Below are 13,264 nucleotides of genomic sequence, written 5' to 3'. Positions count from 1 at the left end.
GGAGCCGGATGAAGCGAAAGTTTCACGTCCGGTTCTGAAGGAGAGGTAGGGGTAGAAATGCCCCTATCGACTCTAACCATTCAATCGTAGTGTATTTTATGGAATCCAACTTGTTAAATATCACAGAAGATGGGGTCAAAGAACCGACTTTGATGCCCATAGACAAGCGCTACCTGCTCGTCATCAACATCAAATCCTTCTACGACTCCAAAGGCAGCAGGTATCTCGATTTAATGTGGGCTAAAGACCTAACCCAACACTTCAAGTATTTGAAAAACTTCACGCTAGCATCTCCTGGCGTGCGAGAAACTCCCCCAGAAAATACAATAGAGGTGGATTCGGAAACATCATTTGCTGATGCTAAATTTATTGACCTTCCCTCCGCAGATAGCTTGGCAAAAGCAATATTGCTGCTGCCGGCAACGGTTGCCCAGCTTTGGGGCGCGATCGCATCTTCAGATATCGTACATAGCGGCGTAGCAGGCTGGCCGATTCCGATGGCATGGTTAGTGACGCCAATAGTCCTGATACAGCAGAAACCATACCTGCTCGTAGTCGAGTCCGCACCGTGGCGGCTGCCACCGGGCACCCCTGCCAGCATTAAAGCCAAAATTCAAGCTTACATATACGAAACATTGAATCGCTGGTGCATCAACAGCGCCGACTTGACAATCTTTACACAGGCAGAATACCAGCAAAGTTTATTAACAAAACGACACAAAGAAAGTCACATAATTAATGCTTCGTGGATAGATGAAGAAAATATTATTTCGGAAGCAGACGCGACAAAAATATGGCACGAAAAACTGTCTGCCTCGCCCAAACAACTAAAAATTCTATTTGCGGGCAGATTGCATCCAAATAAAGGCCTGTTAGTTCTGCTAGAAGCAATGAAAATCTTGGACGAGCAAAACATTGCCGTCAAGCTGGACATACTAGGTGAAGGCGAACTGTTAAGCAACTGCCAAGCAGCAAGCAAGGCGATGCAAAAATCGGTACAGATCGAACTTTTGGGAACTATTCCTTACGGCAGAGAATTCTTCGGGCGGCTGCAACAATATCATGCTGTTGTGGTTCCCAGCATCTCGGACGAGCAGCCCAGAATCGTATACGATGCTTATTCCCAGGCCGTACCTGTACTGGCAAACAACACAGCCGGACTCCGCGACTGCATCGAAAACGGCATCACAGGCTCGATCGCTAATTGCAATGACCCCGTTGCTTTAGCAAACTCGATCAAAGAGTCGGGAGAAAACTTGAACCTACTTCAAAATATGGGCATGGCAGCTCTGAACAAGGCTCGCAGCCTGACTCACGAAGAAATGCACCGGCAGCGGTGGCAGCTTTTGTCAATTATGTTGGAGCAATTAAAAAAGTAGGCGATACCTGCAGGAGGGCGATCGCTCCAGCTTGCCAGATGGGTACAACTTGAGCTAAAAAGTTGTTACACAAACAACGGTACTTATGTCCAAGGCCAGCGAGTCCAATCACCCCTATCCACTGCTGGTTGTCATTGTTAACTACCGAACCTCTAGTTTGACAATTGACTGCTTGCGCTCTCTAGTTAGCGAAGTTCAATCGCTGCCCGGTATGCGAGTTGTAGTTGGCGACAATGCTTCAGGCGATCGCTCCGTCGAAGAAATTAGTAGTGCGATCGCCTCAGAAGGCTGGAATGAATGGGCATCCTTCGTTCCCCTAGACCGTAACGGCGGATTTGCCTTCGGCAACAACGCCCTGATCCGTCCCGGCCTGCAATCCACCAATCCCCCCCCTTACTTCCTGCTGCTCAACCCAGACACCATCGTTCGCCCCGGTGCCTTAAAAGCCCTCGTCGATTTCATGGACACTCATCCCGAAGCCGGCATCGCCGGCAGCCGCTTGGAAGACCCCGACGGCACGCCCCAGGAGTCAGCTTTTCGGTTTCACAACATCTTGACGGAACTCGATTTTGGTTGGCGGACAGGGTTTATATCCAAGTTATTAGCCAACTGGGCTGCAGCGCCCCCCATTTCCCAAGAAACCTGTCAAACTGATTGGGTAGCTGGAGCCAGCATGATCGTCCGTCGCGAAGTATTTGAAAAGATTGGCTTGATGGATGAAGCTTATTTCATGTACTGCGAAGAAATGGACTTTTGTCTGCAAGCGAACAAAGCTGGCTGGAGTTGCTGGTACGTACCCGAAAGTCGCGTTGTCCACTTAGTCGGCCAAAGCTCAGGCGTCACTGACACCAAAAAGCCCGCCAAGAGGCTGCCTACCTATTGGTTTGATTCCCGGCGTAGGTACTTTATCAAAAACTACGGCTTGGTTTACACAGCATTAACTGATGTATCCTGGGCTTCGGGTTTTGCAGCCTGGAGGGTGCGCCGCGTACTTCAAGGCAAACCAGATGGCGATCCACCACAATTACTGAGGGATTTTGTATTAAATAGTGTATTTTTTAAGGGGGGTAAGATTGAAAAATCCAAAAACTTTTAAAGGGAGTTGGTAAATCCGTCAAAGCCAACTAAACGAGGTTAACCTAGGCAAGCAAAATATTTTATGATGCAGCCGAGAAATTAGTATTCTCGGTCTATAAAACCGGATTGCTCCTTCCTAAAAAACCTGAGAGACCCATTAAGATCGTGGGCATCTAGCAATAGAGTAAACAAGAAATAGTGTGAATTAGAGCTTATGGTAACTGAGCAAAACTTAATCACCAGTGAAAATCAACTAGAAGACCCCGGCCTGGGACTGTGGCAGCAAATTAAAGAAGACTGGATTGCTCATGGTCGAGATTGGACAAAACCGGGATTTCGGGCCGTAGCAGTGCAGCGTTTTGGCGTCTGGAGAATGCAGGTAGAACCGAAATTACTGCGAGCTCCTTTGAGCATTATTTATCGATCTCTCTACCGAAAAGTTCGCAATAGTTACGGGATAGACTTGCCTTACACTGTGAAGCTCGGTCGTCGCGTGGTGATTGAACATCAAAACGCTATTATTATTCACGGATATTGTACGATCGGCGACGACTGCATTATCCGCCAAGGCGTCACCCTGGGAAACCGCTATTTGGAAAAACCGCTAGAATCGCCTCAATTGGGCGATCGGGTTAACGTCGGCGCTGGTGCAAAAATCCTCGGAAAAGTAAACTTGGGAGACGACGTAAATGTCGGTGCCAATGCTGTAGTTTTATCAGACATTCCAGCCGGTCAAACTGCCGTTGGTATCCCAGCCAAAATTATCAAATCCCGCCCTGCGGAAAACAATACTTAAATCATTGTCTTCCTTCTGCCTTTTTCTTCCTCCTATAACTCTGCGGAGATTCAATCAATCTACCTAGTCAAGTTAGAGAGCCCTGTTAAGATAAACTGCACAAATAGGCACAATTGTCAACATCATCAAAATATTCCACAAACAATGGTTGAGTCAATCACTAAGCCAATCGTTTCTGCTACAGAAGCAGACTGGAGCCGCGAAAAACCCAGCAAGTGGTGGGAGCCTAGTCGCCAACTGCTCAAATCTATCCGCAACTATCAAAAGTGGCAGCAGCAGGGTGGGATTTTCGGCTATTTTTTATGCCGTTGGAACATCATTCAGTATCGATTCTGGACCGTTGTAACTGCAACAGACATCCCTTTAAACTGCCAAATACAAGGAGGACTGCTGCTGCCTCATCCTAATGGCATTGTCATTCATCCAAGTGCTTCCATTGGCCCTAACTGTCTGATTCTTCAACAGGTGACAATTGTTGCTGATGTCAAAATCGGCGGTCACGTCGATATCGGTGCAGGAGCGAAAATTATTCGCTCCGTCACGATCGGCGATCATGCTTTGATTGGTGCCAATGCTGTGGTGATTTGTGACGTGCCACCAGGTGCAACCGCAGTAGGAATACCGGCAAAAATAATCGAAAAAAAAACCCAGGAAGTCTGAAAAATAATTTCTAGAAGTCGCAGAAAAATTATGAAATTAGCTCGACTTTTATTAAAATATAAAGGAACTGCTCAGTAGTCGAATTCAAAAGGTAAAACTTGAAACAAATTGGATTAGTTACGAACAGCTAGGATTTTGGATTTAAAATTAAATAAAAAACCCGGGGCTTTCAGTCCCGGGAGCGTCCAAAAGCTCAAGTTTTCTCCCTCACTTGTCAAGCTGGTTTCAATCTTTCGAGTACCAACTCAGCACGCCGCCGCGCAACTTTTTCCCACGTAAATTCCTGTGCCCGCTCGCGGGCAGAGTCACTCATCCGAAGCCGCAACTCGGCACAACCAGCTAGCTGTTGCAAGCCCGTCACTAGCGCTTCTTCATCATAGGGCGAAACAATTATGCCATCTTTGCCATCTCGGACAACGCCGCCCGCTCCCATAGGGGACGTTAGAACTGGCAAACCGTTAGCCATCGCTTCATAAGTAACCAGCGGACTACCTTCTTCGAGACTGGGAAATGCAAAAAAGTCAGCTTCGCGATAAGCAAGGGCAATATCGTTGGAGTAATCCCTATGAATTACATCTGAGCGTGCTAAAATGCTGCTGCAAGTTTCAGCAATTGCTGGCTCCATACTTCCGCAAAGCAGTAGTCTGCCTTTAATTCCTGCTTTTTCCCAAGCCCGCAACAGCAAATGAGCTCCTTTTCTGACACAAACGCTGCCCACAAAGATAACAGTAATCGTGTCTGACAGTGGCTTGTCGATCGAAAAATGCGGGAAGCGCTTGGGAGACCACCCGTAACTGGTAAGGATCAGTTTATGTTCGGGAACTCCCGCTCCCATAAAAGATTTTTTTACCTCGGGGCTCGGACAAAAAATGAAATCTGCCAAACTAATTTCTTCATCCTCTTCCTGAATCATACCAGCAGTAATTTGGTGTTGGGGAGAGATTCCCAAGCGGCTGGAAGCATCATCAATAATAGATTTTGCCTGCTTTGTATAGCAGTTGATGCGCTCCAAAAAAATGGGTTTGCTCTGCTGCTTCACTTTCCTAAAGGTTTCGATCGAAGTGTTAGGCCACAAGTAAATTGCATCAAAATCCTTGACATCTCTAAGGAAACGCTTTTCTGTATAATCTCTAAGTCTGTCAGGGCTGCGGTAATACAGCCATTTGAGGTATCTGGGTACAGCTTCCACAAGATTCGGTCTGCGACATGACGGATCGCAATTCGGAACAACCATGCGGACTTGAGAGTCAGGGTAATTCCACTGTTCGCAGAGTGAAAAAAATATATGGCTGACTGCCCGATCGCTACAGTAAATTGTGAACAAAGAACTTAAATTCAGCATTTTTGACCAAGCTCGACTCAAAATGATTGGTGTGGCTTAATACAGAATAAGCTAGAGGCAGTTTAACACCGAAAACCGCAGCTCCATAGAAGTTACAATATAAAGATATTGTGAACTTACCTTGAGTGTCACTAAAATATTAAAATAACAGCTCAGTAGTCGAATTCAAAAGGTAAAACTTGAAACAAATGGGATTAGTGGCGATCGGACGAAATGAAGGGCAGCGCCTCCGCCAATGCCTAGTGTCGGCCACAGACAAAGTTGCCCGCGTCGTCTATGTCGATTCCGGCTCAACAGACGGTAGCGTAGAGTTAGCCCGATCGACCGGAGCCGATACAGTAGAACTAGACTTATCTATACCGTTTACCGCAGCACGCGCCAGAAACGAAGGCTTTGCCCGCTTGCTGCAATTAGTTCCAGACATCGAATTTGTCCAATTTGTCGATGGCGACTGCGAAATCGTTGACGGCTGGATCGATCGGGCCTACAGCGAACTCACAGCCAAACCCGAGGTAGCAGCAGTATGCGGGCGCAGGCGCGAACGATACCCCGAAGCCAGCATCTACAACCAATTGTGCGACATCGAGTGGGATACCCCCATCGGCGAAACCAAAGCCTGCGGTGGCGATTCCATGATGCGCGCGGCAGCATTTGAGCAAGTCGAAGGTTTCAATCCCGCACTAATAGCCGGCGAAGAACCCGAACTGTGCGTGCGGTTGCGCCAAAAAGGTTGGAAAATCCTCCGCTTAGATGCAGAAATGACCCTGCACGACGCGCAAATGACCAGTTTCTCTCAGTGGTGGAAACGCGCTCAAAGAGCGGGTCACGCCTACGCCGAGGGTTCCTGGATGCACGGAAGCGAACCGGAGCGCCATTGGGTCAAAGAAACCCGCAGCACCTGGTTTTGGGGCTTAGTCTTGCCAGCCCTAGCCTTGGCAATGACATGGCCGACCAAAGGCTGGAGCCTGTTACTATTGAGTGGCTACCCCTTAGCAACCTATCGCACCTATAACTATTATATAAAGCATCGGGAGATCGCAAGTAAAGAGGCAGCCATCTACGCTTTGTCTTGCGTATTAGCCAAATTTCCCCAGCTACAAGGTCAAATCCAGTTTCACCAGCGCCGATTGCTGGGGCAGCAAAGCAAGTTAATCGAATACAAAACAACCAACTCTATTAATTCAGCCAGCTAGAATTACAGCTAACGTCCCAGAAAGTCAACCCCTGAGTAGCAAACAAATGAGTAATAAAAAATTAAAATTTTTACTAATTGTAGAGCAGTGCAATCCTGACTGGGCATCTGTACCTTTGGTCGGATACAATTTTTTTCAAAAAATTAACAACTTAGTTGATACAACCCTCGTTACCCATATTAGAAATAAACCAGCTCTAGAAAAACATCCGGAATACGAAAAAATTTTCTATCTAGAAGAAGGTAACTTAACCAAACAATATTATAAAATACTCGCCTAAATTACGGCAAATGGACGAGTAAATTGGCCTCTTTATAATGCCTTGAGCTACCCAATTTATGAAGAATTTAATCAGCAAGTCTATCAAAAATTTAAAGGGAAAATCCTCAACGGAGATTATGACATAGTTCATGCAATTACCCCGATGATGCCGCGATATCCGTTTAAGGTAGTCAGTGTGTGTCCGCAGACTCCTTTTATTCTAGGGCCTGTGAATGGGGGCATTCCATTTCCACCAGGCTTTCAAGAAACGGCAAGACAAGAATTTGCTCAATTCAACTTTTTGAGAGCAGTTGGTCGAGCATTAATTCCAGGCTATGTAGAAACTTACAAAAAAGCCGACAAAATCCTAGCAGGTTCCACCTATACTTTAAATTTGCTAAAGGATTTGTTTGCACTCCCTGACCAAAAAATTGATTTGTTCTACGAAAATGGCATTTCCGAGGAATTTTTAAGTCAGACAAGTATCCCCAAGAAAGATGTCAACCATATCAATTTGCTTTTTGTGGGCAGATTAGTGCCTTACAAATGCGCCGATGTTGTCATAGAGTCTATTGGGAAATTAGCCCCGGCAATTCAAAGCAAAATACGCTTAACAATCGTAGGAGATGGCTCGGCAAGAAATAACTTGGAAAACCGAGTCAAGGAACTTAATTTTGCCGAAATAGTAAGCTTTGCAGGATGGGTAAATCAATCTGAAACTCTGGATTATTACAGGAAAGCCGATATTTTTTGTTTCCCTTCGATCCGAGAGTTTGGCGCGCCGTGGTAATGGAAGCTATGGCTTACGGACTTCCCTGCATAGTTGCCAATAACGGGGATATTGGTGAATACGTGAATGAAGAAACTGGTTTTAAGATAGAGCCGATTTCTAGAGAGTATCTCACCCAGGAGTTGACAAGTAAAATTAAGATGTTGGTAGAAGATGCTCGGCTGCGGGAAAGTATGTCAGCTAAGGCGATGGAAAAAGCCAGAGAATTTGCGTGGGAAAACAAAGCCCTAAAAATCGTCGAGATTTACGAAAAAATGCTCGGTGAGAAAAGTGTTAGTGCATCGACATAGTAGAGCGATATTGTTGAGTTAAAAATTAGAAAGCAGCTAGGAAATGAAGAAAAAATTGGATACTTCATTCCACAATCTTCAGGAGAAACACACATTTTTTACGGGCGGGAGCGACAATTTATTGCAAAACTTGGAAGTGAAACAGATTTAGTATCAACTCAACCGCCCCCAGGGCGATCGCTTCTCACGTATGGGCAGAAGAAGCTATAAAAAATACTGTTTATCTATTTCCCTTGGCTGCGAAAGATTTTATTAACTCATTCGTAGAGGTTCTCAAAGCTGGTCCGGCTGCATGGTGGCAGTGCCTCGCAGTTATTGCCAAAGCGAGAGATACATCATTATCTCAAAAGGTTCGGCTATTGGCATTGGTTTTTGTTGCTGGCAAACTAGCAGGGTTAACAAAAACAAAAGGTTGGTCGCACATCCACGTTCATTCCTGTGCCAATGCCGCCAGCATAGCCTTATTTAACTCAATTCTTACAGGCTGTACTTACAGTATGACTCTTCACGGGCCAACTCTAGAAGTGTACGGGCCAAATCAGGAACAAAAGTGGAAAAATGCTGCTTTGGCGATCGTCATATCTCAACTGCTTCTCAATGATGTCAAACATAAATTAGCGAACTTTCTTCCCAAACAATTAGCTGTTGCTCCAATGGGAATTAATTTTGCAGAAATTAAATGCAGCAGCTCTTACACGCCTTAGCAAGAAGGAAGTCCGTGGAAGATTTTTGCTGGCGGTCGCCTCAACCCGGTGAAAGGTCACAAATACTTGATTGAGACGGTATAATTGCTGCGAAATCGGGGATTTGAGGTGAGGCTGCCAATTGCAGGCGAGGATGAACAAGGGGGCAGCGGATATCACCAATATCTACAAAAAATGATTGAATATAAATCGATGTCCGAATGCGTGCAGCTACTTGGGGCTGTATCGGAACAGGCAATTCGCCAAGGTCTATAAGCAGCTCACGTTTTCGCTTTGGCAAGTTTGAATCAAGGAGTTCCGTTTGCTGTGATGGAAGCAATGGCGATGCAAGTGCCGGCGGTAGTTACTAGTGTAGGCGGAACTTCTGAGCTAGTAGATGACGGCGCGGATGCTATATTAGTCCAATCAGAAAAACTCGAAGAAATGGCAGATGCGATCGCCAATCTCCTCCAAAATCTAGAACTTGCTTTGAGCCTCAGTCAGGAATCCGGAAAAAAATCATGGCTAAATTTAGCCACGGCCTCCGTGCAGAAACTTGGAATAACTAACCCGTCTTAGTTATTCCAAAGAACAAATTTAATCTAAGATTACATAAATCCAGTTGGGCCCAAAAGAAGTTATGCGAATTCTAATTGTTGCTCAGAATGCCTCAACTAAATTCGGCGGCGAGGCATTGCTGCCGCTGAACTACTTCAGGATACTTCGCTCGCGCCAAATAGAGACATGGTTAGTGGTGCACGCGCGCACCCAGGCAGAACTCACCGCGCTGTTTCCAGAAGAGCGCGATCGAATGCACTTTGTACCCGACACTTGGCTGCACCGGCTGCTTAACAATTGCGGGCGATTTATCCCTGCAAGAGTGAATGAATTTACTTTTGGGCTGCTCTCTCACCTGTACACCCAAGTGCTACAGCGTCGTATTGTCCGGCTGCTGGTGAGCGAACACGAGATTGATATTGTACACGAACCGACACCAGTCTCGGCAACAGTTCCTTCGTTGATGTTCGGATTGGGAGTGCCGGTAGTTATCGGGCCCATGAACACGTCGGTTAAATTTCCTCTGGCTTTTCGATCGCGCCAAAATCCTACGATTGATATTTTAATCGAGATCGGTCACCAGTTCGTCGATTTCTTCAATCGTCTTTTTCCCGGTAAAATCAAAGCCGAGACGCTGTTAGTGGCAAACGATCGCACGAAGCAGGCACTTCCATCAGGAGTGGGCGGTAAAATTATTGAACTTGTGGAAAACGGCGTGGATTTCTCGGTGTGGCGATCGGACTCTAGCTTATCAAGAGCCGCGACTGGGCAGGTTCATTTTATATTTTTAGGCAGGCTGATCGACTGGAAAGCTGTAGATTTGATGCTGGAAGCCTTCACGCCCGTCGTGGCTCAAACTGATGCAGTCTTGGAAATCATCGGTGATGGGGACATCCGAGGGGAACTCGAAGCTCAAACAGCTCGTTTAGGCATCGACAGCAGCGTTGTATTTAGTGGCTGGCTGTCTCAGGAGGAGTGCGCTCTCAAAATGCAACAAGCTGATGCAATGGTTTTCCCCAGTTTGCGGGAGCCTGGGGGGGCTGTGGTGATGGAGGCAATGGCAGTGGGCTTGCCCGTCATAGCAACGAACTGGGGCGGCCCTGCAGATTATCTGAATTCCACTTGCGGTATTTTAGTAGAACCCGCTTCCAGAGAAGGCTTTGTCAAGGGACTGACAGATGCGATGATCAAGCTCGCTCATTCACCAGAATTGCGGCAGAGTATGGGTTGTGCGGGACGGGAACGAGTCGGGCAGCATTTTGATTGGGAACGCAAAGTCGATCGAATACTTGAAATTTATCAACAAACGATCGACGATTGCCCCAAGCATTAGGTAGGCGACCATTAAAGCATAAAGCAGCAGCTTTCAGGTTGAAAGCTGCTGCTTGGGGGTGCTAAAAAAGTATGTGGCGGCCCAAAGACCCCCCTCTACATCCTAGCGATATAAAAACGGGTTAACCCGTTTGTTTGGTTAACCCGCGAGCTTGGAAATTTGCAGATCAATTAGTTTTGCACTACCAGCTTAACGTTGGCATTTTGCAAACCGCGCTGCTTGACTGCTGCCAAGGTCTTGTTAACTGCGTACTTCTGGTTGATGGAGTTGATTAACTCAGTTTGATTGTGCTTTTTGGCGACACCCCAGAGGTCGGCAATCAGGTCAAAGGAACCATCGCTATTGCGAGACCAACCCAGGTCATATTCGCCTTCCAGAATCGCCACGATGTCGGAGCGAACGCGCTGACCGTTATAGCCACGAACATCAGCTTCTGACTTGACTGAAATGCCCAAGTCGCGCAGGGAAGCTTTCAAGATTTCGGCATCGGTGATTTTGGTACGCAGTGTGCTAAAGTGAGACATTGGATTTCCTCCTAATACAACTGAGAGAGAAACAACAACGGTCTGGATTTAACGGTGCCGCTTGGCGGCTCTTGAATCGAACTGCTAGCTGTTGCTAGCCTTTGCTCCTGTTTGGACCAGGAGAAAGCTTTTAGAATTCCATTCGCTGGTATTCAGCGACGGAAGACGCAGCGGGCCGTGCACGCTGTCTCGCCCAATCTCGCAGGGCGGTGACCTGTTCGGTCATTGTTTTAGACAGTGGCATTGTGGATTTAATGGCCGCGATGATGTCTAGCTGCGTAAACTCTCGATCTTGAGCGAAGGCTTCGTACATTGCGGCTACTAGCGCTTGCTCAATCTCTGCACCTGAAAAGCCCTCGGAAACATTGGAAAGTTGCTCTAAATCGAAGCGAGTAATTTCCCGACGGCGCTTTGACAGGTGAATCTTAAATATATCTTGGCGTTCTTCTTTGGTAGGCAGATCAACAAAGAAGAGTTCGTCAAATCGGCCTTTCCTCAAGAATTCTCCCGGCAACCGCTCGATTCGGTTTGCTGTTGCCATTACGAAGACTGGGGAAGTCTTTTCTTGCATCCAAGTGAGGAAGGAACCGAAAATCCGGCTGGAGGTGCCTCCGTCTGAGTCGGCAGAACCAGTGCCTCCTGCAAAGGCTTTGTCTAGTTCGTCGATGAAGAGGAGGGCTGGAGAGATCGATTCTGCGGTTTTGAGGGCATTGCGGAGGTTGGCTTCCGATCGACCCACCATCGAGCCGTCGTAGACTCTACCCATATCTAGCCTCAGCAGGGGCAGTCCCCAGAGGCGGGAGGTGGTCTTAGCAATCAGCGATTTTCCGCATCCGGGTACGCCGAGAATTAACATCCCTTTTGGTTGGGGCAGACCGTATTCTCTCGCCCTTTCTGTAAAGGCGTTGGAACGCTGTCTCAGCCACCGCTTCAGCTCTTCTAAACCGCCGACTGCATCCAGGGTTTCGTCTTCTTCAATGAACTCTAGAATGCCGTTGCGCCGAATTAATTGCTTTTTCTCCGAAAGAACTATGTCTACTTCTTCTTCTGTGAGGCGCCCAGTCGAAACTTGGGCTTTGCGATAAACTTTTTCAGCTTCGTCCTTGGTCAATCCCAAGGCTGCTTTTAAAAGTTTTTCTCGCCCTTCTGTGGTAATGCGTCGCGATTTCGTTTGCTCCAACTGACCAGACAATACTTGGTTTAGTTCCTTCATGTCTGGCAACGCGAAGTCTAATACCACTACTTCCTTTTCTAGCTCGATCGGAATTTGCTGCAAAGGAGACATCAGTATAATTGTCTTTTGCGTTCCTTTGAAGTTGGCGATCGCATCGCGCAACCACCTCGTTACCGGAGGAGAATCTATAAAAGGATGCAAATCTTTGAAAATGTAGATGCTAGCGTTACTGTTGGGTTCTCGCTGCCTGATCACCCACTCAATTGCTGCCTCTGGCGAGACGGTGTTGTGTTGGGTGGTGGTGCGGGGTTGACCATACTCCACAATGCCGTGAGTTACAGTCCAGATAAATACTCGTCGCTGTGGTTTCGCTTGAGCTATTGTCGAAATTGCTTGCTCACACCGCTCTTCCTCGGATGTCACGAGGTAGATCAGAGGATATTGAGCTTGGATTAGAATACTGATCTCTTCTTGCATATTCCTCGACCCACTAGAGACGGTGCTATCTTTGCTGAATCTCAATGCTGCCATTAGCCCTCTTACTGAAATGTTCAGTTTTAGCTTTTTGGGGAAGCAAGGCATTCTTAGCAGGGAACCAATTCTTCCTCTCCCGGTTTGGCCGTGCTGGCACTGACGCCCGACACCTGCTTTACTGGAAGATCCTGTTCACCCAATACGCTCGGCTGACTTGTTACGGATGCCAGTTCTCCATCTCGCATTACTACTGAACCCGTGCATTCTGGACAGTTGTATACCCGATGGGTTTGTCCGTAGGAGGCTTCTACTTCGTCAACCAGTTCGGGATTTCCTAGGTAGAAGACAATTGCCCTTTCTGCAATTGATGACATCGGTTCAGTTTCGACTGCGGCTCGGATTTTGAGCTGGCGATGCAGTTCTGGTGGAAGATACAATGTAACTTTTTGCTTTTCTTGCATATGACAGTGAATTGACTTACCCGGGTATGTATATCAGATTAGCCGCTTAATTCTTTGCTGTCAAGCCTCTATGCTGCTTTAGCGTCATCTTGTAATATTTCGTTACATTTGAGGTAATTCTGGGGCAGTTAACAACGAAAAACTTAGGGGTGTAGCTGATGAGGCCGAAGTGCAGCGGCAGGTATGGATAGCGTCAATCGATTTTAGATTTTAGATTTTAGATTTTAGAGGCGACCCCACGGATAAATGCGGGGGCTTGAGGATTTTTG

General features: G+C 46.9%; 13 protein-coding genes and 1 pseudogene. 10 read left to right on the top strand and 4 right to left on the bottom strand.

All coding sequences use genetic code 11. The annotated features are described in order from the left end of the window. The first annotated feature begins 98 nt into the window (after positions 1 to 98). From QUB16_RS31035 to QUB16_RS31020, 4 genes are all read left to right on the top strand, one after another. Positions 99 to 1,379: a glycosyltransferase gene (locus tag QUB16_RS31035; protein WP_333322066.1), complete on the top strand. Its 1,281-nt coding sequence runs from the start codon at positions 99 to 101 to the stop codon at positions 1,377 to 1,379. A gap of 85 nt (positions 1,380 to 1,464) precedes the next feature. Further along, positions 1,465 to 2,475 (top strand): glycosyltransferase family 2 protein, encoded by a 1,011-nt coding sequence (locus tag QUB16_RS31030; RefSeq protein ID WP_333322065.1) that lies wholly within the window; start codon positions 1,465 to 1,467, stop codon positions 2,473 to 2,475. 195 nt (positions 2,476 to 2,670) lie between these two features. Next, positions 2,671 to 3,252, top strand: coding sequence for a serine acetyltransferase (locus QUB16_RS31025; protein WP_333322064.1), 582 nt, complete (start codon positions 2,671 to 2,673; stop codon positions 3,250 to 3,252). A 144-nt stretch (positions 3,253 to 3,396) separates the two neighbouring features. Continuing rightward, positions 3,397 to 3,912 (top strand): serine acetyltransferase, encoded by a 516-nt coding sequence (locus QUB16_RS31020; RefSeq protein ID WP_333322062.1) that lies wholly within the window; start codon positions 3,397 to 3,399, stop codon positions 3,910 to 3,912. A gap of 214 nt (positions 3,913 to 4,126) precedes the next feature. Here the strand turns inward: QUB16_RS31020 and QUB16_RS31015 are convergent, their stop codons facing one another. Further along, on the bottom strand, positions 4,127 to 5,254 hold the full coding sequence (locus QUB16_RS31015) for a glycosyltransferase family 4 protein (protein WP_333322061.1): 1,128 nt from the start codon (positions 5,252 to 5,254) through the stop codon (positions 4,127 to 4,129). A 179-nt stretch (positions 5,255 to 5,433) separates the two neighbouring features. Between QUB16_RS31015 and QUB16_RS31010 the strand changes: the two genes are divergently transcribed. The 6 genes and pseudogenes from QUB16_RS31010 (at position 5,434) to QUB16_RS30980 (ending at position 10,362) form a co-directional block, all read left to right on the top strand. Next, positions 5,434 to 6,447, top strand: coding sequence for a glycosyltransferase (locus QUB16_RS31010; RefSeq protein WP_333322059.1), 1,014 nt, complete (start codon positions 5,434 to 5,436; stop codon positions 6,445 to 6,447). A 46-nt stretch (positions 6,448 to 6,493) separates the two neighbouring features. Next, complete coding sequence (locus QUB16_RS31005; protein WP_333322058.1) at positions 6,494 to 6,727, top strand: hypothetical protein; 234 nt, start codon at positions 6,494 to 6,496, stop codon at positions 6,725 to 6,727. Positions 6,728 to 6,871: 144 nt separating this feature from the next. Continuing rightward, positions 6,872 to 7,645, top strand: a pseudogene (locus QUB16_RS31000) (glycosyltransferase family 4 protein); the annotation flags it as partial. A gap of 376 nt (positions 7,646 to 8,021) precedes the next feature. Further along, complete coding sequence (locus QUB16_RS30990; RefSeq protein ID WP_333322054.1) at positions 8,022 to 8,492, top strand: hypothetical protein; 471 nt, start codon at positions 8,022 to 8,024, stop codon at positions 8,490 to 8,492. A 282-nt stretch (positions 8,493 to 8,774) separates the two neighbouring features. Next, on the top strand, positions 8,775 to 9,050 hold the full coding sequence (locus tag QUB16_RS30985) for a glycosyltransferase (protein WP_333322053.1): 276 nt from the start codon (positions 8,775 to 8,777) through the stop codon (positions 9,048 to 9,050). Between the two features lie 61 nt (positions 9,051 to 9,111). After that, the gene (locus QUB16_RS30980; RefSeq protein ID WP_333322052.1) at positions 9,112 to 10,362 is read left to right on the top strand and encodes a glycosyltransferase family 4 protein; all 1,251 of its coding nucleotides are present in this window, start codon (positions 9,112 to 9,114) and stop codon (positions 10,360 to 10,362) included. Positions 10,363 to 10,532: 170 nt separating this feature from the next. Here the strand turns inward: QUB16_RS30980 and QUB16_RS30975 are convergent, their stop codons facing one another. The 3 genes from QUB16_RS30975 to QUB16_RS30965 all read right to left on the bottom strand — a co-directional run bounded on the left by QUB16_RS30975 (position 10,533) and on the right by QUB16_RS30965 (position 12,995). Further along, positions 10,533 to 10,886, bottom strand: a complete 354-nt coding sequence (locus QUB16_RS30975; RefSeq protein WP_006635781.1) for a DUF1257 domain-containing protein — start codon at positions 10,884 to 10,886, stop codon at positions 10,533 to 10,535. Positions 10,887 to 11,016: 130 nt separating this feature from the next. Continuing rightward, positions 11,017 to 12,537 (bottom strand): stress-responsive protein Ycf46, encoded by a 1,521-nt coding sequence (ycf46, locus tag QUB16_RS30970; protein WP_333227465.1) that lies wholly within the window; start codon positions 12,535 to 12,537, stop codon positions 11,017 to 11,019. Between the two features lie 107 nt (positions 12,538 to 12,644). Beyond that, positions 12,645 to 12,995 carry a hypothetical protein gene (locus QUB16_RS30965; protein ID WP_333322050.1) on the bottom strand — a complete coding sequence of 117 codons (351 nt, stop codon included), beginning with the start codon at positions 12,993 to 12,995 and terminating at the stop codon, positions 12,645 to 12,647. Between the last annotated feature and the right edge of the window lie 269 nt (positions 12,996 to 13,264).

It is taken from the genome of Microcoleus sp. D3_18a_C4, from assembly GCF_036702415.1.
In the GTDB taxonomy this organism is placed as follows: domain Bacteria; phylum Cyanobacteriota; class Cyanobacteriia; order Cyanobacteriales; family Microcoleaceae; genus Microcoleus.
This window is presented reverse-complemented; position numbering and strand designations above follow the sequence as displayed.

Bases quoted from the DNA above. Each gene is read 5' to 3' on its own strand.
- QUB16_RS31035 (WP_333322066.1), top strand. From the start codon at position 99: ATGGAATCCAACTTGTTAAATATCACAGAAGATGGGGTCAAAGAACCG.
- QUB16_RS31030 (WP_333322065.1), top strand. From the start codon at position 1,465: ATGTCCAAGGCCAGCGAGTCCAATCACCCCTATCCACTGCTGGTTGTC.
- QUB16_RS31025 (WP_333322064.1), top strand. From the start codon at position 2,671: ATGGTAACTGAGCAAAACTTAATCACCAGTGAAAATCAACTAGAAGAC.
- QUB16_RS31020 (WP_333322062.1), top strand. From the start codon at position 3,397: ATGGTTGAGTCAATCACTAAGCCAATCGTTTCTGCTACAGAAGCAGAC.
- QUB16_RS31015 (WP_333322061.1), bottom strand. From the start codon at position 5,254: ATGCTGAATTTAAGTTCTTTGTTCACAATTTACTGTAGCGATCGGGCA.
- QUB16_RS31005 (WP_333322058.1), top strand. From the start codon at position 6,494: ATGAGTAATAAAAAATTAAAATTTTTACTAATTGTAGAGCAGTGCAAT.
- QUB16_RS30980 (WP_333322052.1), top strand. From the start codon at position 9,112: ATGCGAATTCTAATTGTTGCTCAGAATGCCTCAACTAAATTCGGCGGC.
- QUB16_RS30975 (WP_006635781.1), bottom strand. From the start codon at position 10,886: ATGTCTCACTTTAGCACACTGCGTACCAAAATCACCGATGCCGAAATC.
- ycf46 (WP_333227465.1), bottom strand. From the start codon at position 12,537: ATGCAAGAAGAGATCAGTATTCTAATCCAAGCTCAATATCCTCTGATC.
- QUB16_RS30965 (WP_333322050.1), bottom strand. From the start codon at position 12,995: ATGCAAGAAAAGCAAAAAGTTACATTGTATCTTCCACCAGAACTGCAT.